This is a genomic window from Ferrimonas marina, from assembly GCF_900129905.1.
Lineage (GTDB): Bacteria > Pseudomonadota > Gammaproteobacteria > Enterobacterales > Shewanellaceae > Ferrimonas > Ferrimonas marina.
The window spans coordinates 15,687-42,489 of record NZ_FQXG01000007.1 but is presented as its reverse complement, the minus strand read 5'-3'; the positions used below and the strand labels follow the sequence as shown (position 1 = coordinate 42,489).

23 protein-coding genes and 4 tRNA genes are annotated in these 26,803 nt (G+C 61.1%); 18 read left to right on the top strand and 9 right to left on the bottom strand.

The window, feature by feature from the left end:
- Window positions 1-66: 66 nt before the first annotated feature.
- The 5 genes from accD (at window position 67) to purF (ending at window position 4,978) form a co-directional block, all read left to right on the top strand.
- Entirely contained in the window at window positions 67-984 is a 918-nt protein-coding gene (accD, locus tag BUC04_RS16680) for an acetyl-CoA carboxylase, carboxyltransferase subunit beta (RefSeq protein ID WP_067664478.1), read from the top strand.
- Window positions 981-2,231: a bifunctional tetrahydrofolate synthase/dihydrofolate synthase gene (folC, locus tag BUC04_RS16675; RefSeq protein WP_067664476.1), complete on the top strand. Its 1,251-nt coding sequence runs from the start codon at window positions 981-983 to the stop codon at window positions 2,229-2,231. The genes accD and folC overlap by 4 nt, the downstream gene beginning before the upstream one ends.
- Before the next feature lie 2 nt (window positions 2,232-2,233).
- Window positions 2,234-2,830 (top strand): SPOR domain-containing protein, encoded by a 597-nt coding sequence (locus BUC04_RS16670; protein ID WP_067664474.1) that lies wholly within the window; start codon window positions 2,234-2,236, stop codon window positions 2,828-2,830.
- A 106-nt stretch (window positions 2,831-2,936) separates the two neighbouring features.
- Window positions 2,937-3,425: a CvpA family protein gene (locus tag BUC04_RS16665; protein WP_067664471.1), complete on the top strand. Its 489-nt coding sequence runs from the start codon at window positions 2,937-2,939 to the stop codon at window positions 3,423-3,425.
- A gap of 38 nt (window positions 3,426-3,463) precedes the next feature.
- Entirely contained in the window at window positions 3,464-4,978 is a 1,515-nt protein-coding gene (gene purF, locus BUC04_RS16660) for an amidophosphoribosyltransferase (protein WP_067664469.1), read from the top strand.
- Between the two features lie 59 nt (window positions 4,979-5,037).
- Here purF and BUC04_RS16655 read toward each other — a convergent pair whose 3' ends face one another.
- A complete protein-coding gene (locus BUC04_RS16655) occupies window positions 5,038-5,637 on the bottom strand; it encodes a Yip1 family protein (protein ID WP_067664467.1) in 600 nt (199 codons plus the stop codon).
- 172 nt (window positions 5,638-5,809) lie between these two features.
- On the opposite strand from BUC04_RS16655, the gene miaE reads away from it, so the two are divergent.
- A complete protein-coding gene (gene miaE / locus BUC04_RS16650; protein WP_067664465.1) occupies window positions 5,810-6,535 on the top strand; it encodes a MiaE family protein in 726 nt (241 codons plus the stop codon).
- Window positions 6,536-6,544: 9 nt separating this feature from the next.
- Here the strand turns inward: miaE and BUC04_RS16645 are convergent, their stop codons facing one another.
- Together BUC04_RS16645 and BUC04_RS16640 are read right to left on the bottom strand one after the other, a co-directional pair.
- Window positions 6,545-7,297, bottom strand: coding sequence for a UDP-2,3-diacylglucosamine diphosphatase (locus BUC04_RS16645; RefSeq protein ID WP_067664463.1), 753 nt, complete (start codon window positions 7,295-7,297; stop codon window positions 6,545-6,547).
- The gene (locus tag BUC04_RS16640) at window positions 7,287-7,781 is read right to left on the bottom strand and encodes a peptidylprolyl isomerase (protein WP_067664461.1); all 495 of its coding nucleotides are present in this window, start codon (window positions 7,779-7,781) and stop codon (window positions 7,287-7,289) included. Before BUC04_RS16640 ends, BUC04_RS16645 begins: the two co-directional genes overlap by 11 nt.
- 142 nt (window positions 7,782-7,923) lie before the next feature.
- Between BUC04_RS16640 and cysS the strand changes: the two genes are divergently transcribed.
- Complete coding sequence (cysS, locus tag BUC04_RS16635) at window positions 7,924-9,309, top strand: cysteine--tRNA ligase (RefSeq protein ID WP_200804702.1); 1,386 nt, start codon at window positions 7,924-7,926, stop codon at window positions 9,307-9,309.
- A gap of 69 nt (window positions 9,310-9,378) precedes the next feature.
- Here the strand turns inward: cysS and folD are convergent, their stop codons facing one another.
- Window positions 9,379-10,233 (bottom strand): bifunctional methylenetetrahydrofolate dehydrogenase/methenyltetrahydrofolate cyclohydrolase FolD, encoded by an 855-nt coding sequence (gene folD, locus BUC04_RS16630; RefSeq protein WP_067664457.1) that lies wholly within the window; start codon window positions 10,231-10,233, stop codon window positions 9,379-9,381.
- A gap of 235 nt (window positions 10,234-10,468) precedes the next feature.
- On the opposite strand from folD, the gene BUC04_RS16625 reads away from it, so the two are divergent.
- From BUC04_RS16625 to fabV, 11 genes are all read left to right on the top strand, one after another.
- A tRNA-Pro gene (locus tag BUC04_RS16625) sits at window positions 10,469-10,545 on the top strand.
- 35 nt (window positions 10,546-10,580) lie between these two features.
- A tRNA-OTHER gene (locus BUC04_RS16620) sits at window positions 10,581-10,668 on the top strand.
- Between the two features lie 34 nt (window positions 10,669-10,702).
- Window positions 10,703-10,779 (top strand) — tRNA-Arg (locus BUC04_RS16615).
- Between the two features lie 12 nt (window positions 10,780-10,791).
- A tRNA-His gene (locus BUC04_RS16610) sits at window positions 10,792-10,867 on the top strand.
- A 238-nt stretch (window positions 10,868-11,105) separates the two neighbouring features.
- On the top strand, window positions 11,106-12,407 hold the full coding sequence (gene tig, locus BUC04_RS16605; protein ID WP_067664455.1) for a trigger factor: 1,302 nt from the start codon (window positions 11,106-11,108) through the stop codon (window positions 12,405-12,407).
- Window positions 12,408-12,504: 97 nt separating this feature from the next.
- Window positions 12,505-13,122, top strand: coding sequence for an ATP-dependent Clp endopeptidase proteolytic subunit ClpP (gene clpP / locus BUC04_RS16600; RefSeq protein ID WP_067664453.1), 618 nt, complete (start codon window positions 12,505-12,507; stop codon window positions 13,120-13,122).
- Window positions 13,123-13,189: 67 nt separating this feature from the next.
- Window positions 13,190-14,467: an ATP-dependent protease ATP-binding subunit ClpX gene (gene clpX, locus BUC04_RS16595; RefSeq protein WP_067664451.1), complete on the top strand. Its 1,278-nt coding sequence runs from the start codon at window positions 13,190-13,192 to the stop codon at window positions 14,465-14,467.
- 179 nt (window positions 14,468-14,646) lie between these two features.
- A complete protein-coding gene (gene lon / locus BUC04_RS16590) occupies window positions 14,647-17,004 on the top strand; it encodes an endopeptidase La (RefSeq protein WP_067664448.1) in 2,358 nt (785 codons plus the stop codon).
- Window positions 17,005-17,282: 278 nt separating this feature from the next.
- Window positions 17,283-17,555, top strand: a complete 273-nt coding sequence (gene hupB, locus BUC04_RS16585; RefSeq protein WP_067664446.1) for a nucleoid-associated protein HU-beta — start codon at window positions 17,283-17,285, stop codon at window positions 17,553-17,555.
- A gap of 171 nt (window positions 17,556-17,726) precedes the next feature.
- On the top strand, window positions 17,727-19,586 hold the full coding sequence (locus tag BUC04_RS16580; protein WP_067664444.1) for a SurA N-terminal domain-containing protein: 1,860 nt from the start codon (window positions 17,727-17,729) through the stop codon (window positions 19,584-19,586).
- Between the two features lie 619 nt (window positions 19,587-20,205).
- On the top strand, window positions 20,206-21,408 hold the full coding sequence (fabV, locus tag BUC04_RS16575) for an enoyl-ACP reductase FabV (protein WP_067664442.1): 1,203 nt from the start codon (window positions 20,206-20,208) through the stop codon (window positions 21,406-21,408).
- Window positions 21,409-21,484: 76 nt separating this feature from the next.
- Here the strand turns inward: fabV and BUC04_RS16570 are convergent, their stop codons facing one another.
- From BUC04_RS16570 to BUC04_RS16550, 5 genes are read right to left on the bottom strand one after another with little or no spacing between them, the layout of a single operon-like run.
- The gene (locus BUC04_RS16570; protein WP_067664440.1) at window positions 21,485-22,264 is read right to left on the bottom strand and encodes an ATP-binding cassette domain-containing protein; all 780 of its coding nucleotides are present in this window, start codon (window positions 22,262-22,264) and stop codon (window positions 21,485-21,487) included.
- Window positions 22,261-23,256 carry an oligopeptide/dipeptide ABC transporter ATP-binding protein gene (locus tag BUC04_RS16565; protein WP_067664438.1) on the bottom strand — a complete coding sequence of 332 codons (996 nt, stop codon included), beginning with the start codon at window positions 23,254-23,256 and terminating at the stop codon, window positions 22,261-22,263. Before BUC04_RS16565 ends, BUC04_RS16570 begins: the two co-directional genes overlap by 4 nt.
- Window positions 23,256-24,146 carry an ABC transporter permease subunit gene (locus tag BUC04_RS16560; protein WP_067664436.1) on the bottom strand — a complete coding sequence of 297 codons (891 nt, stop codon included), beginning with the start codon at window positions 24,144-24,146 and terminating at the stop codon, window positions 23,256-23,258. The genes BUC04_RS16565 and BUC04_RS16560 overlap by 1 nt, the downstream gene beginning before the upstream one ends.
- On the bottom strand, window positions 24,139-25,161 hold the full coding sequence (locus BUC04_RS16555) for an ABC transporter permease subunit (RefSeq protein WP_067664434.1): 1,023 nt from the start codon (window positions 25,159-25,161) through the stop codon (window positions 24,139-24,141). Before BUC04_RS16555 ends, BUC04_RS16560 begins: the two co-directional genes overlap by 8 nt.
- Window positions 25,162-26,763, bottom strand: coding sequence for an ABC transporter substrate-binding protein (locus BUC04_RS16550; protein ID WP_067664432.1), 1,602 nt, complete (start codon window positions 26,761-26,763; stop codon window positions 25,162-25,164).
- Window positions 26,764-26,803: the final 40 nt, after the last annotated feature.

Here is a 26,803-nt window from a genome sequence, read left to right as displayed (position 1 = left end):
AGCACCACGTTCCCTACCAATGACGACCGGATGGTCGAATTTGCCGAGATGGAGACAGGACCGCAAATGAGTTGGCTAGATAAGATCCTACCCAAGAGCAAGGCGGTGGCGGATCGTCGCCACAGTGTACCGGAAGGGGTCTGGAGTAAATGCACCCAGTGCGATCAAATCCTCTATCGCGCTGAGCTGAATCGCAACCTGGAGGTGTGCCCCAAGTGTGATAACCACATGCGGATCGGCGCCCGTGACCGGTTGGAGCGCTTCCTCGATGAGGGAAGCTGGCAGGAGCTGGGGGCCGAGCTGGAACCCCAGGACATCCTCAAGTTCCGCGATTCCAAGAAATACAAAGATCGTATCAGCCAGGCCACCAAGGCCTCCGGCGAAAAAGACGCCCTGATCGCCCTGGAAGGCAGCCTGAAAGGCATGCCGGTGGTCGCTTGTGCCTTTGAATTCTCCTACATGGGCGGCTCCATGGCTTCGGTGGTCGGCGCGCGCTTTGTCCGTGCCGTCGAGGTCTGCCTGGAGAAAGACCTGCCGCTGATCTGCTTCTCCGCCAGTGGTGGTGCGCGGATGCAGGAGGCGCTGTTCTCGCTGATGCAGATGGCCAAGACCTCCGCGGCGCTGGCGCGCATGCGTGAGCGCGGCCTGCCCTACATCTCGGTACTGACCGACCCCACCATGGGCGGCGTATCGGCGTCTCTGGCGATGTTGGGGGATCTGAACCTGGCCGAGCCTCGCGCCCTGATCGGCTTTGCCGGCCCGCGGGTGATCGAGCAGACCGTGCGGGAAAAGCTGCCGGAAGGGTTCCAGCGCAGTGAGTTCCTGCTGGAGAAGGGGGCCATCGACATGATCGTCGACCGTCGCGAGATGCGCGATACCGTTGCCCGGATCCTGGCCAAGTTTGTTCATCTCAGCCCGCATCCACTGGAAGCGGAACCGGTGGAGCCTACGGAAGCGGCTAAACCCGATACCGACCCGGCATGAAACCCGCTCTGACCGCCAGCCACTCCCTTCAGGAGTGGCTGGATTGCATTCTCGCCCTGCACCCTTCGGAAATCGATCTCGGACTTGACCGCCTGCGTCAGGTCGCCGCTCGAATGGGCTTAACCGCCTTACCCCACAGCCACGTCATCACCGTTGCCGGCACCAATGGCAAGGGCACCACCTGTGCCTTGATGGAGCAGGCGCTGCTCAATGCCGGCTACCGTGTCGGGGTGTTCAGTTCGCCCCACCTGGAGCGCTACAACGAACGGGTGCGCATCGACGGCGTCGAACTGGCAGACCAGCATCACGTTGATGCCTTTGCCGCCATTGCCGCCGCCCAGGACAAGGTGTCGCTGACCTTCTTCGAATACTCCGCCCTGGCGGCGCTGTGGTGCTTTGCCCAGGCGCGACCGGACGTGGTGCTGCTGGAGGTAGGACTGGGCGGCCGACTGGATGCCACCAACCTCATCGATGCCGATCAGGCGGTGATCACCACCATCGATCTGGACCACATCGAATACCTGGGCAACACCCGTGAAGCGGTTGCCCGGGAGAAGGTCGGGGTGCTTCGCCCCGGCCGCCCCGCGGTCTGTGGCGACCCCAACCCGCCGGTCACCATCGGTGTTACCGCCGAGCTGCTTGGGGTAGCGCTGTCGCAACGGGGCCGGGACTTCATCCTGCAGCGTCACCCCGCCCACTGGGATTACCAGGCGGACGGGATGACCCTGCAACGGTTGCCGCTGCCGGCCATTCCGCTGGATAACGCCGCCACCGCGCTGACCGCCCTGGGGCAGATACCACTGCAGGTGCCAGAAGCCGCCATCCGCCAGGCGCTGGCGCAGTTGGTGGTCCCCGGACGGTTGGAGCCTCTGGGCGACGCCCCCAAGCTGGTGGTGGACGTGGCCCACAATCCTCAGGCGGCCGCGTACCTGGCCCAGTGGTTGGCGGCGCGGCCGGAGCCGAGGCTGCACGCAGTCTGCGCCATGCTCAAGGACAAGGACATTGAAGCCACCTTAGGCCAGTTCTCGTCTCTGTCGCTGCAATGGTACCTGGCGGATCTGGCTGTGCCGCGTGGAGCCCGTGCCAGCGAGCTGGCGCCGCACCTGTCCAAGCCAGGCGTGTACGGCTCGGTGGACAAGGCACTGGAGGCGGCGTTGTCACAGGCTGACAGCGCAGATCTGGTCATTGTGTTTGGCTCCTTTTACACTGTTGCCGAAGCAAAAGCGTTCTGGCAGCGGAGGAGTTAGCCTTGGCACAACCCATACAAAACCGCCTGGTGGGCACCCTGGTACTGGTAGCCCTCGGGGTGTTGTTCCTGCCCGACATGCTCAATGGCGAGAAGAAACGGGTCGAGGAGCAGTTTGCCACCATCCCGCTGCGCCCCTCGGTGGCGGAGTCGACCCTGCCGGAGCAGGCCTTGAGCCCGCTGGCGGAGGCCGAGGCACCGGTGGCGATCCCGCTGGAAGACAGCGAGAGCAAGCCGGTCGAGACTGCCCAGCTGCCGGCGACGACCGAGGTCGAGGTTACTGAGTCGGCCCAGGCCGAGCCCACGCCCAAACCTAAGCCCAAGGCAGTAGAAAGCCAGGCCAAGTCGGAGCGCAGTGGCTGGAGCATTCGCCTGGGCAGCTTCCGCAGCGCCAGCAACGTCAATCGACTGGTCAAGGACCTGCGAGCGCAGGATTACCCGGCCTACACCGTGCCGGCCAAACCGGTGGACGGTCAGATCACCGTGGTGTTTGTCGGCCCGGACATCGATAAGAGCCGCATTGAAGCGCTGCAGCGGGAGCTGGCCGAAGAGCATGCGTTGCAAACACAGCTGGTTCGCTACAACCCCTTGCAGATCTAAAAAGCCCGCCTCGCGCGGGCTTTTTGTTCTCCAAGGTGTGAATTCTCGTCGGCTCTGGTAGAATCGCCGGCCAAAAATAGACGACAAAAAGGAAGTGCATCGAGCTATGGTTTGGATCGATTACGCCATCCTGGCGATCATTGGCTTGTCCGTGATCATTAGCCTGATCCGGGGTTTTGCCCGGGAAGCGATGTCGCTGGTGGTGTGGTTTGCGGCCTTTGTGATCGCCAGCCGGTTCTATGAGGACCTGGCGGTGTTCCTGACCCAGATCAGCGATCCGATGCTGCGCAAAGGCGCGGCGATTGCCATCCTGTTCGTTGCCTCCCTCGTCCTGGGAGCCATGGTCAACTATCTGGTTGGCCAGCTGGTGGAACGCACCGGCCTCAGTGGGACCGATAGAGTCCTGGGGGCATGCTTTGGTGCGCTCAGAGGAGTATTGGTGGTCAGTGCCATCTTGTTCTTTCTCGACACCTTTACCGGTGCCGGTGGAACGGATTGGTGGTCGGATTCGGTGCTGGTGCCCGAGTTTGGCGTGGTCATCCAGTGGTTCTTTGAGCACATTGAGCAGTCATCCAGCTTCCTGAAACAACTATAAGCCCTATAGAACATCGACCTTTGTGAGGAAACTCAAACATGTGTGGTATCGTCGGGATTGTCGGGCATTCCCCGGTAAATCAGCTGATCTATGACGCCTTGACCGTATTGCAGCACCGCGGTCAAGACGCCGCCGGGATCTGTACCATTGACGGCCAGGCCTTCCGCCTGCGCAAGGCCAACGGCTTGGTTAAGGATGTGTTTGAAATCAAACACATGCATCGCCTCCAGGGCAACACTGGTATCGGCCACGTGCGCTACCCTACTGCGGGCAGCTCCAGCTCCTCCGAAGCCCAGCCCTTCTACGTGAACTCCCCCTACGGCATCACCCTGGCCCACAACGGCAACCTCACCAACTTTGATGAGCTGGTCGCGTCGATGTCGGTGATGCGTCGCCACATCAACACCGGCTCCGACTCTGAGTTGATGCTCAATGTGCTGGCCCACGAGCTGCAAAAGAGCAACTCGCTGTGCCCTAGCGCCGAGGATGTCTTTGAAGCGGTTCGCCAACTGCATCGCCAGGTCCGTGGTGCCTACGCTGCCGTGGCCATGGTGATCGGGGTCGGCATGGTGGCCTTCCGCGACCCTTACGGCATCCGTCCGCTGGTGCTGGGCAAGAAGGAAACTGAACAGGGCACCGAGTACATGGTGGCCTCTGAGTCCGTTTCCCTGGATGCGTCGGGCTTCATCACCCTGCGTGATGTGGCCCCGGGTGAGGCGATCTTCGTCGACTTTGACGGCAACCTGCACACCCAACAGTGTTCGGATAACCCGCAACACGTGCCCTGCATCTTTGAGTACGTCTACTTCGCCCGCCCCGACTCTACCATCGACGAGATCTCCGTCTACGGCAGCCGGGTCAACATGGGCAGCAAGCTGGGGGCTAAGATCGCCCGTGAGTGGGAAGACCACGACATCGACGTGGTGATCCCCATTCCGGAGACCTCCTGCGACATCGCCTTGCAGATCGCCCATGAGCTGAACCTGCCCTACCGTCAGGGCTTCGTGAAGAACCGCTACATCGGCCGTACCTTCATCATGCCGGGTCAGACCCAGCGTAAGAAGTCGGTACGTCGCAAGCTCAACCCCATCAGCCAGGAGTTCCGTGGTAAGAACGTGCTGCTGGTCGATGACTCCATCGTGCGCGGCACCACCTCGGAGCAGATCATCGAGATGGCCCGTGAGGCCGGCGCCAAGAAGGTGTACTTTGCCTCCGCCGCCCCGGAGATCCGCTTCCCCAACGTGTACGGCATCGACATGCCCACCTCTGAGGAGCTGATCGCCTATGGCCGTGACGTCGACGAGATCCGCAAGCAGATCGGCGCCGATGGCCTGGTGTACCAGGACATTGAAGACCTGGAAGCCGCGGTACGGCAAGCCAACCCGACTATCGCCCATTTCGAGACCTCGGTGTTTACCGGGCGCTACGTCACCGGCGACGTGGATCAGGCCTACCTGGACCAGCTCAACGCCTCACGCAGCGACGATGCCAAGACCAAGAAGTCCGGCGAGCAGAGCACCAACCTGGAGATCCACAACGTCTGCCATCCTTAATCGGCAGCCAGGATCAAAAACGCCGCCCTTAGGGGCGGCGTTTTTTGTTTTGAGCTTGCTCAGCCGACAAAGGCGGGGCCGAAGCCGTAGCTCCACAGGATAACCGAGCTGGCCATGATCCCCACCAATAGCACCAGGCCGCAGGTCACCACCGAGCTGGCGTAGATAAAGCCACGCTCCTCCGGGATGTTCATCAAGATGGGCACGCCGGCGTAGAGCAGGTACACCGAGTAGGCAACCCCGGCCAGGCCAGCCATCATCACGAACCACAGGATCGGGTAGAGGGCGGCAAAGCCCACCATGAATACCGGGGTGGCAGTGTAGGCCGCCAGTTCCAGCGCCTGAGAGAAGTCCGGCTGGGCGCCGAAGGTCTTGGCCATCCAGTGCACCAGGTAGGCGAGGGCAAATACCCCGGCAATCAGCGCCACGTACATGGCGGCGGACATCTTCAGCGCACTGGCCTGGGTCAGGCGGATGGGTTCGCCGGCGCCGATGCTCCAGCCGATATGGGCAGTGGCAAAATAAGCGCAGATGGAGGGTATCAAGGCAATGATCAAGATGTGCGTCAGGCTCGAGCGCATCCCTTCATGGCTTTTCTCAATGGTTTTCCACTCTTCTCGCGGATGGGCGTACAGTCCCCACAAATGATTGAGAATCATAGTTATAGTCCTTTTTTGGGTCACTCGAATCAGTGTCGTTACCGCAGACACTACAACTGATGCTCGCCTTCTAGTTATTGGTGAATGTGCCTCTCGAGTCAAGCCGTTTTCTGCTCGGGCTGGCTTTAGCCACAGGGTATAATCAGGCCCTAACTCAAAAGGAAAGGTCGAGATGGACACCGACTTGTTGGCCCCGGTGCGGGGATTTCTTGGCTGCGCAACCCCCAAGGCCTGGCTCGATGCGGCCGAGCAGGCGCTGCCGCTGTTGCTGATTGACCACTGCAACTGCGAGCTCAAGGCGGCCCAGGCCGCCATCCGGTTGATGCGGCGATATGGCGACAATGACCAGGATCTGCTGGCCTGGGTGGCGCCCTACGAGGCGGTCGCTTTTGGCCGGATGGCACCGGAGGATCTGCTGGCCCAGCCCGGGGCGGGCAGGGTGCCGCTGCCAACCCAGCGCAGCGAACTGACGGACAAGCTCCATTTGCTGGTGCGTGAGGAGCTGCACCACTTTCGCCAGGTGCTGGCGCTGATGCAGTCCCGTGGGGTGGATTACCGTCATGTCAGTGCCGGTCGCTACGCTGTCGAGTTGCGCCGCCACTGCCGCAACCAGGAGCCGGCCCGTCAGGTGGATCTGCTGATCATCGGCGCCTTTATCGAGGCACGCTCCTGCGAGCGCTTTGCCGCCCTCATCCCCCGAGTCGACCCGGAGCTGGGCGCGTTTTATCACTCGCTATTGCGCAGTGAGGCGAGGCACTTTGAGGATTACCTGACGCTGGCGCGTCAGCTGGAAGGGGAGGGTCTGGAGGAAAGGGTAGCGCGCTTTGCCCAGTGGGAAGCGGAGCTGATCCAAAGCCCCGATCCGCTGTTTCGCTTCCATTCCGGGGTTCCGGTCTAGTTGGGCCTGCTACAGGGCATCGCTGGTTAGCTGGGCGCCTTCGGGGGTGACAATCAGCGCGCTTTGTTGATCGTACCAGTCTCCCACCACCAGCCGTTGTTGCCCGTTGTCCAGATCATGGATGGCGGGTCGGTGGGTGTGGCCATGGATCATCTGCACCGCGTGTTGCTGCGCCATCAAATCGGCAACTGCATGCGCTGTGACATCCACCGGCTTGTAATCGCTCTGCTGAGCCTTCTGCTTGCTCTTGGCTCGCCCCTTGTCGGACAGGTAGCGTCTCAGCTTCAACGGCATCGCTGCCGTGACCACACGGAACCAGCGTCGGTTGCGCAGGCGACGAAACTTCTGGTACTCCACGTCGTCGGTGCACAGCGAATCCCCGTGCAGGATGACGGTGGGCTTACCGTAGAGATCCAGCTTGGCCACCTCCGGCAGCAGGGTCATACCGCAGCGGGCGGCGTAGTGCTGCCCCAGGGCAAAGTCCCGGTTGCCATGGATGAAGTAGATGGGAAGACGCTGACTGGCCCGGTGGAGCAGGGCAGCCACCTCATCGGTGAAGGGGTTGATGTCGTCGTCACCAATCCAGAACTCGAACAGGTCACCGACGATGTATAGCGCTTCGGCGCCGTCCAGTTGCTCATCGAGGAAGCGGGCAAAGGCGGCGGTGATGTCCGGGCGACTGGGGCACAGGTGCAGATCGCCGATCACCAGGGTACGGGGGCCGCGCTGGGCCGCCCCCGCATTGGACGCATTACTCTGCAATGGTCACGCTCTCGATCACCACCGCTTCCAGCGGCACGTCCTGGTGCATGCCGTGGTTGCCGGTCGCCACGGCCTTGATCTTCTCGACCACGTCCATGCCGCCGGTCACTTCACCGAACACACAGTAGCCAAAGCCCTGCATCGACTCGTTCTTGAAGTCGAGGAAATCGTTGTCTTTGATGTTGATAAAGAACTGGGCGGTGGCGGAGTGCGGATCTGGGGTGCGGGCCATGGCGATGGTGCCCACCTTGTTGGACAGACCGTTGCTGGCCTCGTTCTGGATCCCGCCCTTGGTGGGCTTTTGCTGCATGTCGGCGTCGAAGCCGCCACCCTGGATCATGAAGCCGTCGATCACGCGGTGGAAGATGGTGCCGTTGTAGAAGCCCTCGTTAGCGTAGGCCAGGAAGTTCTCAACGGTTTTCGGGGCCTTCTCAGCGTTCAGGCTCAGGGTGATGTCACCGTGATTGGTATGCAAAGTCACCATAATGGTCAGTCTCTTGTTGGTTTGATACGGCCGGATCCTACCGCATCCGTAACGGGGGAAAAAGCCAATAGGATCGCGGTGCTGTCATGCTAGAATAGCGGCTTTGACTTTTTTGCTTTAATCCAATCCAGACAAGAGCGTAATGATGTTGCAGATCTACAACACCCTGACCCGTCAGAAAGAGGAATTCAAACCCATCGTGCCCGGCAAGGTTGGCATGTATGTGTGCGGGGTGACCACGTACGATCTCTGTCATATCGGCCATGCCCGCACCTACGTGGCGTTCGATACCGTGGTCCGTTTCCTGCGCAGCCAGGGGATGGAGGTCACCTACGTCCGCAACATCACCGACGTGGAAGATAAAATCATCAACCGTGCCAACGATAACGGTGAAGGCTGGCAGGAGCTGGTGGCCCGTAACGTGGCGATGATGCACGAGGACTTCGATGCCCTGGGGCTGCTGCGTCCCGACATCGAACCCACCGTCAGCGGTCACATGGGTGAGATCATCGCCATCATTGCCACCCTGGTAGACAAGGGCCACGCCTACGTCACCGAGGCCGGCGACGTCTGGTTCGAGGTAAAGACCTTTGCCGACTACGGCAAGCTGTCCCGCCAGGACCTGGAGCAGCTGCAATCCGGTGCCCGGGTTGAGGTGGATGAGAGCAAGCGCAACCCGATGGACTTTGCCCTGTGGAAGAGCGCCAAGCCTGGTGAGCCGTCCTGGGACTCCCCCTGGGGTCAGGGTCGTCCCGGCTGGCACATTGAGTGCTCGGCGATGAGCAACAAGCACCTGGGTAAGGTGTTTGATATCCACGGTGGCGGCAGCGACCTGACCTTCCCGCACCACGAGAACGAGGTGGCCCAGAGCTGCTGTGCCCACGACAACCAGTACGTGAACTACTGGATGCACTCCGGCATGGTGCAGGTCAACAAGGAGAAGATGTCCAAGTCCCTGGGCAACTTCTTCACCATCCGCGAGGTGCTTAAGCAGTACCAGGCCGAGTCGGTGCGTTACTTCCTTCTGTCCAGCCACTACCGCAGCCAGCTCAACTACTCCTCCGAGAACCTGGACCAGGCCCATGCGGCGCTGGAGCGTCTCTACACCGCCCTGCGCGGGGTGACCCCGGCAGCCGAGTTGGCACTGGACAACGATTACGTTAAGCGCTTTGACGCGGCGATGAATGACGACATCAACACCGCCGAAGCCCTGCCGGTGCTGTTCGACCTGGCCCGTGAACTCAACATCACCAAAGAGGATGGCGAGTCCGAGCAGGCGGCGCAGTTGGCTGGGCTGATGATCCACCTGGGTAAGATCCTGGGCCTGCTGGGTCAGGATCCGGAAGCCTTCCTGCAAGGGGGCGGCGACGATGACGAGGTGGCGCAGATCGAGGCGTGGATCGCTCAGCGCAACCAGGCCCGTGCCGATAAGAACTGGGCCGCCGCGGACGAAGCCCGGGATGCCCTGAACGCCATGGGCGTGATCCTGGAAGATGGTGCCGGTGGTACCACCTGGCGCCGCAAGTAAGGCGTCAGACAACAAAAAAGGCCCGCTGAGCAGATCAGCGGGCCTTTTTTATGGCTGTGTCACAAGCGACTAACCGTGGTACTGCTCACAGGCGTACAGGGTGTTCTGCAGCAGGCTGGCGATGGTCATCGGGCCGACCCCACCGGGGACCGGAGTAATGTGGCCCGCCCGCTCAGCCGCGGCCTCGAAAGCGACGTCACCGGTCAGCTTGCCGGAGGGCAGGCGGTTGATCCCCACATCGATGACGATGGCGCCGGGTTTGATCCACTCGCCCGGGATAAAGCCCGGTTTGCCCACCGCCACGATCAGCAGGTCGGCCTGGCCCACGTGGTAGGCCAGATCCTCGGTGAAGCGATGGCAGGTGGTGGTGGTGCAACCGGCCAGCAGCAGCTCCAGACTCATAGGACGACCGACGATGTTGGAGGCGCCGACCACCACCGCATGGAGGCCGTGGGTCTTGCGACCGGTGGATTCCACCAGGGTCATGATCCCCATCGGGGTGCAGGGACGCAGCACCGGGATACGCTGGGCCAGGCGGCCGATATTATAGGGGTGGAAGCCATCCACGTCCTTGTCCGGGTGGATGCGTTCGATCACCTGGGTGCTGTCGATGTGGTCCGGCAGGGGCAGCTGCACCAAGATGCCATCGATCTCGGCATCGACATTAAGCTGGTCGATGAGCTCAAGCAGTTCGCTGGCTTGCGTGGAAACGGGCAGATCGTAGCTGCGGGAGACAAAGCCCACCTGCTCACAGGCGCGGCGCTTGTTGCCGACATAAACCTGGGAGGCGGGATCCTGACCCACCAGGATGACGGCGAGGCCGGGGGCACGAAGGCCCTGAAGCTTGCGTTGTTCCACCTGCAGGCGAACCTGCTCTCGGATCTGGGCGGCGATGGCCTTGCCATCAATTCGTTGCGCGGTCATATTCTGTTCTAAGTCTTCTGGTTGCGGCCATGGTGAGAGGGCGGGCGCAGTTTACCAGTTGTTGTGAGGTGGGTCACGTCGGTGCAGTGGGGCGCGCGCAAGCTTTGTGCAAACGCAGAGATTATTGGAAAAAGTCGTTGACGACCGCATGGGGCAGGGCTAATATCCGCCCCCGTTGAGCGAGGCACTCCTTGGGAGTATCATTCAACTCAGCCGATACTTCGGTTGGACAAGTCGGTGAATAGCGCAGCTTGGTAGCGCACCTGGTTTGGGACCAGGGGGTCGGGGGTTCGAATCCCTCTTCACCGACCACTTTAATTATCGTGGTCTTAGGACGGCGATAAGGCCGGTGAATAGCGCAGCTTGGTAGCGCACCTACTCTTATGGGAGAGGGCGGACCAGCGAGTCGGGACTTGAATCCCTCTTCACCGACCACTTTTCTTTGGTACGCATATACGCCGTATTCTCTGCGCCCGTAGCTCAGTTGGATAGAGCATCCGCCTTCTAAGCGGATGGCCGCAGGTTCGAATCCTGCCGGGCGTGCCATTAAAAACAGTGGTGGCTATAGCTCAGTTGGTAGAGTCCCGGATTGTGATTCCGGTTGTCGCGGGTTCAAGTCCCGTTAGCCACCCCACCCTTCCTTGAAAAAGGGGAGACGCTCAGCGTCTCCCCTTTTTTGCTATCTGCCCGCCACACCTTGAGTTCCCATCTCGACTCCGCCCCACGCTGTCGCTATAATAGCCCGTCCTTAAAAAGGCGTGGACGCCTGTGACCGCTCAAACTGGGGAAAACTACCCCCTTTGGGCCCGGATTTTTACCCGTCGAAATGGATCGGCGGGAAGCGAAAGAACATCGAGTACTGAGGTAACGAAATGCAAGTTTCCGTTGAAACTACCCAGGGCCTGGAACGCCGCATGACCATCACCGTCGCTGCGACTGAGTTCGAGCCCAAGGTGATCGAAGAGATGAAGAAAGAAGCCAAGCGAGTTCGTCTGGATGGCTTCCGCCCGGGTAAAGTGCCGGTTTCCGTATTCAAGAAGCGCTACGGCAAGGCGATCCGCGCCCAGGTAATGGGTGACGTGATGCAGCACAGCTTCTTCAAGGCCGTTATGGACGAGAAGCTGAACCCGGCTGGCATGCCGACGTTCGAGCCCCTGAAGTCTGAAGAGGGTCAGGACCTGGAATTCGCCGCCATCTTCGAGGTATACCCGGAAGTTGAGCTGGCCGGTCTGGACGCCATCGAGATCGAGAAGCCGGTATGCGACGTGACCGACGAGAACGTTGACAACATGCTGGAAACCCTGCGCAAGCAGCACGCCACCTTCGGTGAAGTTGAGCGTGAAGCCGGCGACAACGACCGCGTTAAGCTGGACTTTGCCGGTTCCATCGACGGCGAAGCTTTCGACGGCGGCCAGTCCGAGAGCTTTGAACTGGTGATCGGCTCCGGCCGCATGATCCCGGGCTTCGAAGACGGCATCAAGGGCCACAAGGCCGGTGAAGAGTTCGACATCACCGTGACCTTCCCCGAGGACTACCACGCTGAGAACCTGAAGGGCAAAGACGCGGTCTTCGCCATCAAGCTGCACGCTGTGGAAGAGCAGGTTCTGCCGGAACTGAACGACGAGTTCGTGGTTAAGTTTGGTATCGCCGAAGGCGGTGTTGAAGCCCTGCGTGCCGAGGTTCGTAAGAACATGGAACGCGAGCTGAGCCAGGCGCTGAAGAACGCCACCAAGCAACAGGTTATCGACGGTCTGGTTAAGGCCAACGACGTTGACATGCCGTCTGCCCTGATCGACCAGGAAGTGAACCAGCTGCGCCAGCAGGCGCTGCAGCGCTTCGGTGGTCAGCAAGGCGACAACATGCCGGAACTGCCGGCGGAACTGTTCGCTGACGAAGCCAAGCGTCGCGTCCAGGTAGGCCTGCTGCTGGGTGAAGTGATCAAGTCCAAAGAGCTGAAGGTGGACGAGGACCGCGTTAAGGCGCTGATCGAATCCATGGCTTCTGCCTACGAAGATCCGCAGGAAGTCGTAGACTACTACGCCAAGAACCAGGAGATGATGCAGAACATGCGCAACGTTGCCCTGGAAGAGCAGGCCATCGACGCTCTGCTGGAACAAGCCAAGGTCACTGACAAAGAAGTGAACTTTGATGAGTTCATGAACCAGCAGCGCTAAGCTACTGCGATTTGACTTGGCCTTGTCGGCCAATCTTATAATGGCTCGTATGACGCTTTGCTCGTACGAGCCATTTTGTTAGGGAAACGGACATAATATGCAGCATCTGCAAGATTCTCCTCTGAACGCACTGGTGCCCATGGTGGTGGAGCAAACTGCCAAGGGTGAGCGCTCCTATGACATCTACTCCCGCCTGCTCAAGGAGCGGGTGATCTTCCTGACCGGCCCGGTGGAGGATCACATGGCCAACCTGGTGGTTGCCCAGCTGCTGTTCCTGGAGTCAGAGAACCCGGACAAGGATATCCACCTGTATATCAACTCGCCTGGTGGCTCTGTCACCGCGGGGATGTCCATCTACGACACCATGCAGTTCATCAAGCCGGATGTGAGCACCGTGTGCATGGGCCAGGCGGCCAGCATGGGTGCCTTCCTGCTGGCGGGCGGCGCCAAGGGTAAGCGTCACTGCCTGCCCAACGCCCGGGTGATGATCCACCAGCCGCTGGGTGGCTTCCAGGGGCAGGCCTCTGACATCGCCATCCATGCCCAGGAGATCATCGGCATCAAGCAGAAGCTCAACACCCTGCTGGCCGAGCACACCGGCCAACCGCTGGAGGTGATCGAGCGGGACACCGATCGTGACAACTTTATGAGCGCTGATGCGGCTCAGGAGTATGGTCTGGTGGATTCGGTCTTCTCTGCTCGGGTGTCCGAGTGACGCAAAAGCGTGTACCCTGTCATAGACTGTATAAAAGAGTGTAATGCGCCTGTTTGAGGGGTAGTGAATGAGTGATATCCATAAGGGTGATGGCGACAACAGCAAGCTGCTGTACTGCTCATTTTGTGGCAAAAGTCAGCATGAAGTGCGCAAGTTGATCGCCGGCCCTTCGGTTTATGTTTGCGATGAATGTGTTGAGCTATGCAACGACATCATCCGCGAAGAGGTCAAAGAGCTGGCGCCCAAGCGTCAGTCAGACAAGCTGCCGACCCCCCACGAAATCCGCGCGCACCTGGACGATTATGTGATCGGCCAGGAGCAGGCGAAGAAGGTGCTCTCCGTTGCGGTGTACAACCACTACAAGCGCCTGCGCCACGGTGGAGTCAACGCCGAGGTGGAGCTGGGCAAGAGTAACATCCTGCTGATCGGTCCCACCGGTTCCGGTAAGACCCTGCTGGCAGAAACCATGGCCCGTCTGCTGGATGTGCCCTTCACCATGGCCGATGCCACCACCCTGACCGAAGCCGGTTACGTGGGTGAGGACGTGGAGAACATCATCCAGAAGCTGCTGCAGAAGTGCGATTACGACGTAGAGAAGGCCCAGCGCGGCATCGTCTACATCGATGAGATCGACAAGATCTCGCGCAAGTCTGACAACCCCTCCATCACCCGTGATGTGTCCGGGGAAGGCGTGCAGCAGGCCCTGCTGAAGCTGATTGAAGGCACGGTAGCGGCGGTGCCGCCCCAGGGTGGTCGTAAGCATCCCCAGCAGGAGTTCCTGCAGGTGGACACCTCCAAGATCCTGTTTATCTGTGGCGGCGCCTTTGCCGGCCTGGATAAGGTGATTGAACAGCGTGCCTTTGTCGGCACCGGTATCGGCTTCGGTGCCGAGGTTCGCAGCCAGGATGACTCCAAGTCCCTGACCGAAACCTTCGCCCAGGTGGAGCCGGAAGATCTGGTCAAGTACGGCCTGATCCCCGAGTTCATCGGTCGTCTGCCAGTAGTGGCCACCTTGGGTGAGCTGGATGAGGATGCCCTCATTCAGATCCTCAAGGAGCCGAAGAACGCGCTGACCAAGCAGTACGGTGCCCTGTTCGACCTGGAAGGTGCCGAGCTGGAGTTCCGCGAAGACGCCCTGCGTGCCATTGCCCGCAAGGCGATGGAACGCAAGACCGGCGCCCGTGGCCTGCGCTCCATTGTGGAGGGCGTGCTGCTCAACACCATGTACGACCTGCCGTCGGCGGAGAATGTCGCCAAGGTGGTGGTGGATGAGTCGGTGATCCGCGGGGAATCTGAGCCGCTGCTGATGTATCACAGCGACGTTCAGGCCGCATCGTCTGAGTAACTGCTGAGCAGCTGGCAGGGTTACCCTTTGGTAAACAATGGGTTAAAACTTAGCCAGGTGATTGATTGTTAAGGGGCCATTTGGCCCCTTTTTTTGTGATCAGGTCATTGAATCGCTGAAATCCGCCACCATATACTGGGTAACCCCAGAGATTTCCTGCAGCAAAATGGAACCGACCAATGACCCTAGAGCGTTCTGATCACGTCGTCATTCCCGTACTCCCCCTGAGGGATGTGGTGGTTTACCCCCACATGGTGATCCCGCTTTTTGTGGGGCGGCAAAAATCAATCAGCTGCCTGGAAGCAGCGATGGAACAAGATAAGCAGGTGCTGCTGGTTGCCCAGCGGGAAGCCGACCAGGATGAGCCGGAAGAGGACGACATCTACCACGTCGGCACCGTTGCCTCCATTTTGCAGCTGCTCAAGTTGCCCGATGGCACCGTTAAGGTACTGGTAGAGGGCGGTCAACGGGCCCGCATCACCCAGTTCACCGAGAACGACCCCTTCTTTGTGGCGGAGGCGGAGTTCCTGCCCTCCAAGAATGTGCCGGACCGGGAAGAGGAGGTGCTGGTACGCACCGCCATCAGCCAGTTCGAAGGCTACATCAAGCTCAACAAGAAGATCCCGCCGGAGGTGCTGACCTCCCTCAATGGCATCGACGAGGCGGCGCGCCTGGCCGATACCATGGCTGCCCACATGCCATTGAAGCTGGCCGACAAGCAGGCGGTGATGGAGATGGTGGATGTGGCCGAGCGCCTCGAGTACCTGATGGCCACCATGGAGTCGGAGATCGACATCCTCCAGGTGGAGAAGAAGATCCGTGGCCGGGTCAAGAAACAGATGGAGAAGAGTCAGCGCGAGTACTATCTCAACGAGCAGATGAAGGCGATCCAGAAAGAGCTGGGTGAGCTGGATGATGCGCCGGATGAGTTTGAGGCGCTGACCAAGAAGATCGACGAGGCCAAGATGCCGGCGGAGGCCAAAGAGAAGGCCACCGCTGAGCTTAACAAGCTGAAGATGATGTCGCCGATGTCGGCGGAAGCCACCGTGGTGCGCAGCTACGTCGACTGGATGGTCAGTGTGCCTTGGGCCAAGCGCTCCAAGGTGAAGAAAGACCTGTCCATCGCCAGCAATGTACTTGATGCCGACCACTTTGGCCTGGAGAAGGTCAAGGAGCGGATCCTCGAATACCTCGCGGTACAAGCCCGGGTGAAACAGCTGAAGGGGCCGATCCTCTGTCTGGTGGGACCGCCGGGGGTGGGTAAGACCTCGCTGGGTCAGTCCATCGCCAAGGCCACCGGACGTAAATACGTGCGCATGGCCCTGGGTGGGGTGCGGGACGAGGCGGAGATCCGCGGTCACCGTCGTACCTACATCGGCTCCATGCCGGGCAAGCTGATCCAGAAGATGTCCAAGGTCGGGGTGAAGAACCCGCTGTTCCTGCTCGATGAGATCGACAAGATGAGCTCCGACATGCGCGGCGATCCGGCCTCAGCGCTGCTGGAGGTACTGGATCCGGAGCAGAACAACGCCTTCAACGATCACTACCTCGAGGTGGATTACGATCTGTCCGACGTGATGTTTGTGGCCACCTCCAACTCCATGAACATCCCCGGCCCGCTGCTGGACCGGATGGAGGTGATTCGTCTGTCCGGCTACACCGAAGACGAAAAGCTCAACATCGCCAAGCAGCACCTGCTGACCAAGCAGCTCAAGCGCAACGGCGTGAAGCCCGATGAGTTGACGGTGGAAGACAGTGCCATTATCGGCATCATCCGCTACTACACCCGCGAAGCCGGGGTGCGGAGCCTGGAGCGGGAGATTTCCAAGATCTGTCGCAAGGCAGTGAAGCAGATCCTGCTGGGCCAGAACGGCAAGCCGGTGGTGGTCAACATGGATAACCTCAAGGATTACCTGGGGGTCCAGCGCTTTGACTACGGCAAGGCGGAGGAGAGCAACCGCATCGGTCAGGTGACTGGCCTGGCCTGGACCGAAGTAGGCGGCGACCTGCTGACCATTGAAACCACCTCGGTACCGGGTAAGGGCAAGCTGACCTACACCGGCTCGCTGGGGGATGTGATGCAGGAGTCCATCCAGGCGGCGATGACCGTGGTGCGGGCCCGTGCCGAGAAGCTGCGCATCAACGGCGACTTCTACGAGAAGCGTGACCTGCACGTACACGTACCGGAAGGGGCAACCCCGAAGGACGGTCCGTCCGCTGGCATCGCCATGTGCACCGCACTGGTCTCCAGCCTGACCGGCAACCCGGTGCGCTCTGACGTGGCCATGACCGGTGAGATCACCCTGCGTGGTGAGGTGCTGCCCATCGGTGGTCTAAAAGAGAAGCTGCTGGCCGCCCACCGCGGTGGCATCAAACGGGTGCTTATTCCCAAGGAGAATGAACGGGACCTGGAGGAAATTCCGGATAACGTGAAAGCCGACCTGGAGATTAAAGCGGTCCGTTGGATTGATGAAGTTCTCGAGTTGGCATTAGAGCATGCCCCCGCTGGATTTGAGCTGGTCACGGCGGAATCCTGAGCGATAATCAAGAAATGCGCCTGATTTGGCGCATTTTTTCTTTGATTCGTGCGAAAAAGGGCTTTTCAAGACGAAAATAAGTGGTAGTGTAGTTGTCGAACAGGCCTTGATCTGACTGCAGACCGCAGCAGAGATGGGTTTGAGCCGTATCCTAGAAAAGGATTTTGCTGTCTGGCAGGCGCTTGAACTTTAATTTCAAGCTTGATATAAAACCTCCGCAGACCGCGCTTTGACACGGATTTCGCGGCGGCGCGAATAATAGAATTCAAGGGGATGAAATGAACAAATCTCAACTGATCGATCAAATTGCTTCCGGTGCTGATATTTCCAAAGCGGCTGCTGGCCGCGCTCTGGACTCTTTCATCGATTCCATCACCGAGTCTCTGAAGAACGGTGACAAAATCTCTCTGGTAGGTTTCGGTACTTTCGAAGTACGCGAGCGTGCTGAGCGCACTGGTCGCAACCCGCAGACCGGCAAAGAGATCAAAATCGCTGCTGCGAAGATCCCTGCGTTCAAGGCCGGTAAGGCTCTGAAAGACGCTGTAAACTAAGACTGGTTTACAACTCAACGCTCAGGCCACGGCTTGAGCGTTGTTGTTTTGACAGGCAGGCGCCGTTTGCGTGCTAACGCATGTCAGGATATCGAAAGGCGCATCATCACTTGATGCGCTTTTTTTGTTACTATCCCAATTCCTCAAAACCACACCAATAGAGTTAGGTAGATGTTAGAAAAGATCCGTGAAGGCTCACAGGGCCCGGTCGCCAAGATTATCCTTGGTGCGGTGATCTTGTCCTTCGCTCTGACCGGCGTATACAGCTATCTGGGCAGCAACGCTGAGCAGATGGCGGCCGAAGTGAATGGCGAAGAGATCAGCCGCTATGATCTGGACCAGGCCTTTCAGAACGAACAGCAGCGCATGCGCAGCCAGCTGGGTGAGATGTTCGATACCCTGGCCGCCGACAGCCAGTACCTGGCCGGCCTGCGCCAGAGCGTGCTGGACCGCATGATTGCCGAGCGTCTGATGGACCAGAAAGCGGAGGCCATGGGCCTGCGTGTGTCCGATGACCAGATCCGCCAGGCCATCGCCCAGATGCCCGAGTTCCAGGTTGACGGCCGTTTCGATAACGACCGTTACCAAGCCGTTCTGCGCCAAAGCGGCCTGACCGGCAACCGCCTGCGTGACATCCTGCGCCGCGACATGGCCCGCCAGCAGCTGCTGGTTGGCCTGATGGGCAGCGAGTTCACCACCGAGCAGGAGGTTTACCAGCTGGCGCAGCTGCAACAGCAGACTCGTGACGCCCGCTACGCCCTGGTCAGTGCCGCCGATTTCCAGCAGGGGATCAGCGTGGATGAGGCCGCGGTGGAAGCCTTCTACCAGGAAAACCCGACCCGCTTTATCCAGCCGGAACAGGTCAAGGTAGAGTACATTGAACTGAGCGTGGCCGATTTGGCCGGTACTCAGGAGGTCTCTGAGCAGGAGCTGCAGGAGTACTACAACGGCCAGTCTGCCCAGTTCACTCAGCCTGAGCGTCGTCTGGCGGCCCACATGCTGTTTGAAGGTGATGACGCCCAGGCCCGTGCCGATGAGGCCCTGGCCCGTGTTCGCGCCGGTGAAGCCTTTGCCGATGTGGCCCGCGAGGCCTCCGACGACAGCTTTACCGCCGAGAACGGCGGTGAGCTGGATTGGATGACCCCGGGTGCCATGGACGTTGCCTTTGACGAGGCGCTGTTTGGCCTGGAAGAGGGCGGCGTTTCCGACGTCTTCGCCAGCGATTTCGGCTACCAGATTGTGCAGGCCAAGGCGGTTGAAGCGGCCACCGTGCTGCCGTTTGCCGAGGTGAAGGACAACATCGCCGCGACCCTGCAAAGCGACAAGGCGCAGCGTGAGTTCTACGCCCTGCAGCAGACCCTGGCGGACGTCAGCTTCGAGGTGCCGGATTCCCTGCAGGAAGCGGCCGATGCCGTGGGCCTGGAGGTGAAGACCTCGCCGCTGTTTGAGCGTGGCCTGGCACCGGCACCGCTGAACCACCCCCGCGCCCTGGCGGCGGCGTTCTCTGACCAGGTACTGCTGGACCAGATGAACTCTGACCTGGTGGAGATCGACAACGGTCACATGCTGGTGTTGCGCGTGCTGGAGCACGTGGAAGAGGGTACTCAGCCTCTGGCCGACGTACGCGACCAGATCGTTGAGCGTCTGACCATCGACCAAGCCTCCGAGCAGGCTCAGTCCCAGGCGGATGCCCTGCTGAACGCCTGGCAAGGTGGCGAAGCCCCGGCCGAGGTGATTGAGCTGGATGCCGTCGGCCGCATGGGCCAGGCGGAGCTGGATCCGGCCCTGACCCAGCAGCTGTTCAAGATGGCACTGACCGGCGAAGGTAGCACCATCGAATCGGTGCGCCTGCCCAGCGGTGACATCGCGGTAGTGGCGCTGGACGCCATCCATACCCCGGAAGCGGTGGACGGCGAAGAGCTGCTCAAGAGCCGTTTGAGCCAGCAGATGAGCGAGGCGTCCTACCAGGCGCTGATCGACAGCCTGCGCGCCGATGCCAAGATCCTGTATCAGGCGGGTGCGGTTCAGTAATCGCGACTGCGAACGACAACGGCGGCCCTCGGGCCGCCGTTTTTATTTGTGTCTATCTGAGTTAACCGTTGTTCCTGCATGCTTTATTGCTTTCAGCCCTTAGGTTGAAATAACTTTGCCGGATTGCCGGCAGCAACCAAAGGGGCGTTCCGCCCCGGCTGCGCGCCCCGCTTGTAACCCCCGTTTGCCTCCAGTCGCCGCTAATCCTCACTTTCGGGCCCTAAGTCTTCGGCTCTGGCTTGAGTCGACTTTGTTGCTGCGCAGTCCCTGCTTCGCATCAAAGACCGGCTTCGGCATCCTTGCCTACGCGTTCAAACCTGCGGTTTTCACCCCTGTCTCCGCAAGCCACTCAGGCCATCCAGGCCTTCGACCTTGCCTTAGAGCACTTCGCTCGGGCGACTCCAAGTCGGCGAACTGCTGGTGGGGCACTATGCTCTGCTGCCAATGAGAGCTTTCATGGATTTCAAAACTTGACCAAGAAAGAGCTTTTTATTTGCGCTGGGCGGATGGTCGGATCTGCTGGCTCTCCCTTTCTGCCGGGGCAGGATTAAGGTAATCTTGCCCGCAGTTTAGCTGGTCCGTTATCGCTGACCTTGCCGCTGTCATTAGGGAAAACAAGATGATTATCAAACCGAAAATTCGCGGGTTTATCTGTACCACCACCCACCCCGTGGGCTGTGAGAAGAATGTCCGTGACCAGATCGCCCACGTCCAGGCCCAGCCCAAGCTGGAGAATGGCCCCAAGCGGGTGCTGGTGGTGGGTTCCTCCAGCGGTTATGGCCTGGCATCCCGTATCGCCACGGCCTTTGGCAGCGATGCCGCCACCCTTGGCGTGTTCTTCGAAAAGCCGGCCACCGAGCGCAAGCCGGGCACCGCCGGCTGGTACAACGCCCACGCCTTCGATAAGGCCGCGCACGAGGCGGGTCTGTACGCCAAGAGCATCAACGGCGACGCCTTCTCCCATGAAGCCAAGCAGAAGGCGATTGAGCTGATCAAGCAGGACCTGGGTCAGATAGACCTGGTGGTTTACTCCCTGGCCTCACCGGTGCGCAAATTGCCGGACAGCGGTGAGCTGGTGCGCTCCTCGCTCAAGCCGATGGGTGAGACCTACACCGCCACCGCGGTGGACACCAACAAGGACACCCTGTTTGAAGCCAGCATCGAGCCGGCCACCGAGCAGGAGGTGCAGGACACCGTAACCGTCATGGGCGGTCAGGATTGGGAGCTGTGGATCCAGGCTCTGGCCGAGGCCGGCGTACTGGCCCAGGGCTGCCGCACCGTGGCCTACAGCTACATTGGCACCGAGATCACCTGGCCTATCTACTGGCACGGTGCCCTGGGTGAGGCGAAGAAGGACCTGGACCGTGCCGCCAAGGCGCTGGACAGCCAGCTGCAGAGCCTCGGCGGCGGTGCCAACGTAGCGGTGCTGAAGAGCGTAGTAACCCAGGCCTCCTCCGCCATCCCGGTAATGCCGCTGTACATCGCCATGGTGTTCAAGAAGATGCGCGAAGAGGGTGTGCACGAGGGCTGCATTGAGCAGATCTGCCGGATGCTGACCGAGCGTCTCTACCGCACCGATGGCACCCTGCCCACCGATGAGGACAACCGTCTGCGCCTGGACGACTGGGAGCTGCGTGAGCACATCCAGAAGCATTGCCGCGATCTGTGGCCCCAGCTGACCGACGACAACCTGACCGAGCTGGCCGACTACACCGAATACAAAGAGGAGTTCCTGAGCCTGTTTGGTTTCGGTCTGGACGGCATCGATTACGACGCTGAGGTCAACCCGGTGGTGCCCTTCGATGTGGTGACCCTGGACTGAGTCCGCTAGCCCGTCGCAATCGCAAAAAGCCCCTCCTAGGAGGGGCTTTGTTGTTTTTGGGGGCAGTGCGACCGGCTCAGTGCTTGAACTGGATCAGCTGTTCATCCAGCAGGCGCTTGGTGTAGTCATGCTGGGGGGCGGTGAACAGCTGCTCGGTCTCGCCCTGTTCCACCACTTGGCCCTTCTTCATCACGATAACCCGGTCGCTCATGTGCCGTACCAGGCCCAGATCGTGGGACATCATCACATAGGCCAGCCCCATCTGACGCTGCAACTGCAACATCAGGTTGACGCACTGGGCCCGCAGCGAGGTGTCCAGCCCGGCGAACGCCTCATCGGCGATCAGGATCTTCGGCTCCAGGATCAGCGCCCGGGCGATGGCGATGCGCTGACGCTGACCATGGGCCAACATCTGCGGATAGAAGTCGGTGTGCTCCCGCAGCATGCCAACCCGGACCAGGGCCTGCTCCACCGCCTGCTGCCGCTGCTCCTTGTTGAGCTGGGAGTTGAACAGAAGCGGCTCCTCCAGTTGCTCGCCGATACGCAGCCGGGGGTTGAGGGAGTTGGTGGGGTCCTGGAAGATCATCCGGATCTCCTTGGCCCGGCGACGTCGGTCCTGGCTGTCCAGCTCGCTGCCCTCCAGCAGGATCTGACCGCCGCTGCGCACCTTGGCCCCGGCCAGGATCTGCGCCAGGGTGCTGCGGCCGGAACCCGCCTCGCCGACAAAGGCCAGGGTTTCGCCGGCGTAGAGATCGAAGGAGATGGGGGCCAGCGCCTGCTTGTACTGGGTGCGCAACAGTCGCCGCCCCTTGCGGTAGTGCTTGTGCAGATCGCGGACTTGCAGCAGCGGGATCATTTGCTTCGGGTCTCCGTGTGCAGCGGGAAGTGGCAGCGGAAGGCATGGCCCCCCTGGCTGCGGATACTGGGGGTCTTGACGCACTCACGCTGGGCATAGGGGCAGCGGGGGCCGAGCCGGCAGCCCACCGGCAGGTGCTGCAGCGGCGGCACCGCACCGCGCAGTGCCGGCAGGTCCTTCTTACGCTGGCTGCCAGGCCCTGCACTGAGCGCGCTTTGCTGCAGCGCCTCGGTATAGGGGTGCATCGGCTGTTTCAGGATCTGCTTGCTGCGTCCGGACTCCATGATGTGGCCGCAGTAGAGTACGGTCAGCCGATGTGACCAGTTGGCCACCGACTCCAGATCATGGCTGATCATCAGGATCGCCACGTTGCCAAGCTTGTTCATCTTGTCGAGCAGGCGGAACACCTTGGCCTGGGCTGAGCTCTCCAGCCCGGTGGTGGGCTCGTCGGCGATGATCAGCTTGGGTTTGTGGGCCAGTGCCATCGCCAGCACCACCTTGTGGGCCTCACCGTCGGTCAGCTCCCAGGGAAAGGCACGCATCAGCGACTTGTGCTCCTTGACCCCCACCTTGTGCAGCAACCGGATCGCCAGCTGCTGACGTCGGCGTCGGCGCTGCCACCAGTGCACCTCTTTGGGGATCGGCATCGCTTCCAGCAGCTGGGTACCGATGCGGGCGCTGGGGTCCAGGCAGGAGGCGGGCTCCTGGAAGATCATCGCGATCTCTTCCGCCATCAGCGCCCGCCGCTCGGCGCCACTCATGTTGAGCATGTTATGGCCGTTCCAGTTCAGTCGGTCGGCCCGCACATGGGTACGGCGGTCGGTGATCCCCAGTACCGCCTTGGCCAGCAGGCTCTTACCGGAGCCGGACTCACCCACCAGGCCATGGATCTCACCCTCCGCCATCTTCAGACTGAAGCGCTCCAGCACCACATGGCGACCATGGGGGGTATCGAGCTCGATGGTGAGGTTACGGATGTCCAGTAACTGCATCAGCCACGCTCCTCGGCGATGGCGTGGCGCAGGCCATCCCCAACCAGGTTGGTTGCCAGCACCGCCAGCAGGATCGCCAGACCCGGCATGGTCACCGTCCAGGGCGCGCTGAGTACGTTACTGATCCCGTCCCGGGCCATGGCTCCCCACTCCGGTGACGGCGGCTGCGCCCCCAGCGAGAGAAAGCCCAGGGCGGCGATATCCAGAATGGCGATGGAGAAAGCCAGGGTGGTGTGGATCACGATGTTGTCGGTGACGTTGGGCAGCACCACGTAGCGAAACAGCTGCCAGCGGTTGGCGCCATCCAGTCGGGCAGCAATCACGTACTCCTTCTGCATCTCTTCGTGGATGGCGTTGTGCACCATCCGCACGAAGCCCGGCAGCAGTGCCAGCCCCACCGCCAGGAACACGTTCTCCAGTCCCGGCCCCAATACGGCGGCAAACAGCAGCGCCAGCAGCACCGAGGGCAGCGACAGCAGGGCGTCCAGCAGGTGGCCCAGTACCGAGGCCTGCAGCCCCTGGGACAGGCCCGACAGGGTGCCGATCACCAGGCCGGCCAGCAGCGAGGCGGATACGATCAGCGCGGCGTAGCCAAAGGTCAGGGTGGCACCGTGCAGCACTCGGGAGAAGATGTCCCGGCCCAGGGCGTCGGTGCCAAGGAAGAACTCCACGGAACCCTCCTGGTACCAGGAGGGCGGCATCAGCAGCTGATCCGTCACCTGCTGCTCGGCGCTGTAGGGCGCCAACACCGGCCCCAGCAGGGCAATCAGCACCAGCAGGGTCAGGCTCCACAGGCCGATCATGGCGCTGGGGCGAGCCTTGAAATGACGCCAGATCTGGTGCCAGGGCGAGGGGATCTTGTCCTCGTGGTAGAGCTGGGGGTTAGCCATAGATCTCCTTACGCATCACCGGATTAAGCAGGGACTGCACCACCTCCAGCGCCACGGTGGTGATGATCACCACCAGGGAGAGGGCCAGGATCCCGCCGGTCAGCGCGGTGTAATCGCCCTGGCTCAGGGAGGAGAGCAGCCAGCTGCCAATCCCCGGCCAGGTAAAAATGGATTCGACGATGATGGCGCTGGCGACGATCTGGCCCAGCTGCAAAGTCAGGGTACGGATCATCGGCGCCAGCGAGTTCGGCAGGGCATGGCGCACCACCAGTTGGCCGCGACGCAGGCCCCGGGCCTTGAGGGCGCGGATGTAGTTCTTGTCCATCTCCGCCAGCATCGCCGCCCGGATGGTGCGGATCACCATGGTGCAGGGCAGCACCGCCAGCACCAGCGAGGGCAACAGCAGGTGGCGGATGGCATCGTCCAGCGCTGCCCAGCGCCAGGGCTCACCGGACAGCGGGATATCGATCAGCAGCAGGCCGGTGACCGTGGGTACGTCATACAACAGATTCAAGCGACCGGAGGGGGGCAGCCAGTCCAGCCCCAGCCCCAGGGTCAGCATGCCGAGGATCCCCAGCCAGAACACCGGCAGGCTGAAGCCGAGCAGGGTGCCGGCCCACAGTAGCTTTGGCATCGGGCCGCGGCGACTGGCTGCCAGCACCCCCAGTGGGATACCAAACAGCAACGCCCACACCAGCGCAAGGCCGAGCAGTTCAAAGGTGGCGGGCATCACCCGGGCCAGCTCCTCGCTGACCGGCTGGCCGGAGGCCTGGGACAGGCCCAGGTCGCCACTGAGTCGGGCGGTGACAAAGGCCAGGTAGCCCTGCACCGGGTGGGATTCCAGTTGGTAGCGGTCGCTGATGCGCTGGGCCACGGTGTCGCTGGGATTGGTGACACCGCTGAGGTTGGTTGCGGTGCTGCCGGGCATGTTTAGCAGGGCCAGGTAGAGCAGCCCCATCAGCACCAGGGTGGTCAGTACCAGCAGGTTGAGTCTGCGGATCAGGTAGGTGAGCATCTAGGGCGCCCTCCGGACCTGGGTAAAGTCGATGCCACCGCTGGTGTGCAGGATCGGCCCCTCCCATACCCGTTGGCGGCCCAGGGTGCGGCTGGCGTGGGCCAGTGGCATCAATGGCATCTGCCGCTGGATCATCAGCTCCAACTGTTGGTAGAGGCGGCGGCGCTGCTCCGGATCGGCGCTGGCCCGGGCCTCGGCGATCAGGGCATCGAAGTTGGGATCACACCAGCGGGCGCGGTTGGAGCCGAACACCATGGCGGCGCAGCTCAGCAGCGGGCTGAAGAAGTTGTCCGGATCCAGGTTGTCGGCGGACCAGCCGATCAGCACCGAGTCGTATTCGGCGTGCTGCAGCTTGTCGATAAAGCCGCTCCAGTCGTTGCGCACGATGTTGGCACGCACGCCGATCTTGGCCAGGTCCTGCTGCAGCAGCTCGGCGGTCTTGACCGCATTGGGGTTGTAGATCCGTCCCACCGGCATCGCCCAGATATCCAGCTCCAGCTCGCTGTAGCCGGCGCTATCCAGCAACTGGCGGGCGCGCTCCGGGTCATAGTTGAGATCCGGCAGACTGGGGTCATAGGCCCAGGAGATGGGGGGCAACAGCCCTTTTCCCACCACCGCGGTGTTGTGGTAAACGGTGGTCAGCAGGCGGCGCTTGTCCACCGCCTGGCTCAGCGCCCGTCGGACTCGGGGGTCATCCAGCGGCGGCTTCTGGGTATTGAAGGCCCAGAAGGCCACGTTCATCCCCGGCCGGGTGTCTACTGCCAGGTCGTCATAGCGCTGGATCACCGACAGCTCGCTGATCTGGGGCAGGGCAGCCACGTCGCAGTCACCGCCGATCAGCTTGATCACCCGGGTGGTGCTGGAGGGGGTGATATCGAACACCAGCTGCTCGATCTGCGCCGGCTCACCCCAGTAATGGGGGTGGCGGCTGTAGCGGACGTACTGGTTGCGGCGGTAATCCTTTAGCAGGAAGGGGCCGGTGCCGATGGGATGCTGGTCCATCACCTCGGTCTCGCCCCGGTGCAGCAGGGTTTCGCCGTACTCAGCGGAGAGGATAACGGCAAAGTCGGTGGCCAGGTCCGACAGGAAGCTGGCGTTGGGCTCGTGCAGTTCAAAGGTGATCTGATGATCATCCAGCCGGTGGATCCGGGCCAGGTTCTGCTCCAGGCCGACGCTCTGGAAGTAAGGATAACGCCCGCCGGATACCCCATGGTAAGGGTGGGTGGTGTCGACAATGCGGTTGAAACTGAACAGCACGTCGTCGGCGTTGAACTCGCGGCTTGGGGTAAAGCGGTCGCTTTGGTGGAAGCGGACGCCATTACGCAGGGTGAAGTGGTATTGGCGTCCGTCGCCACTGACCTGCCAGTTGATCGCCAGCTCCGGCACCAGGGATCCGGTTTGCGGATCGATGCGCAGCAAGCGGTTGTAGAGCTGTTTAGCGGTGGCATCCACCGCGGTGCTGGAGGTCGTAAGCTGGGGATTAAAGGTTTCCGGGTTGCCCTCGGAGCAGTACACCATGCCGGAGGTCGGCTCGACCCCCTCGCCACTGCAACCGCTCAAGACCCAGGCCAGGGCGGCGACACTCAACCAGATTCTGGCCATGATTAAAGTTCACAACTTGTTGATCGCACTAGTTTAGCAG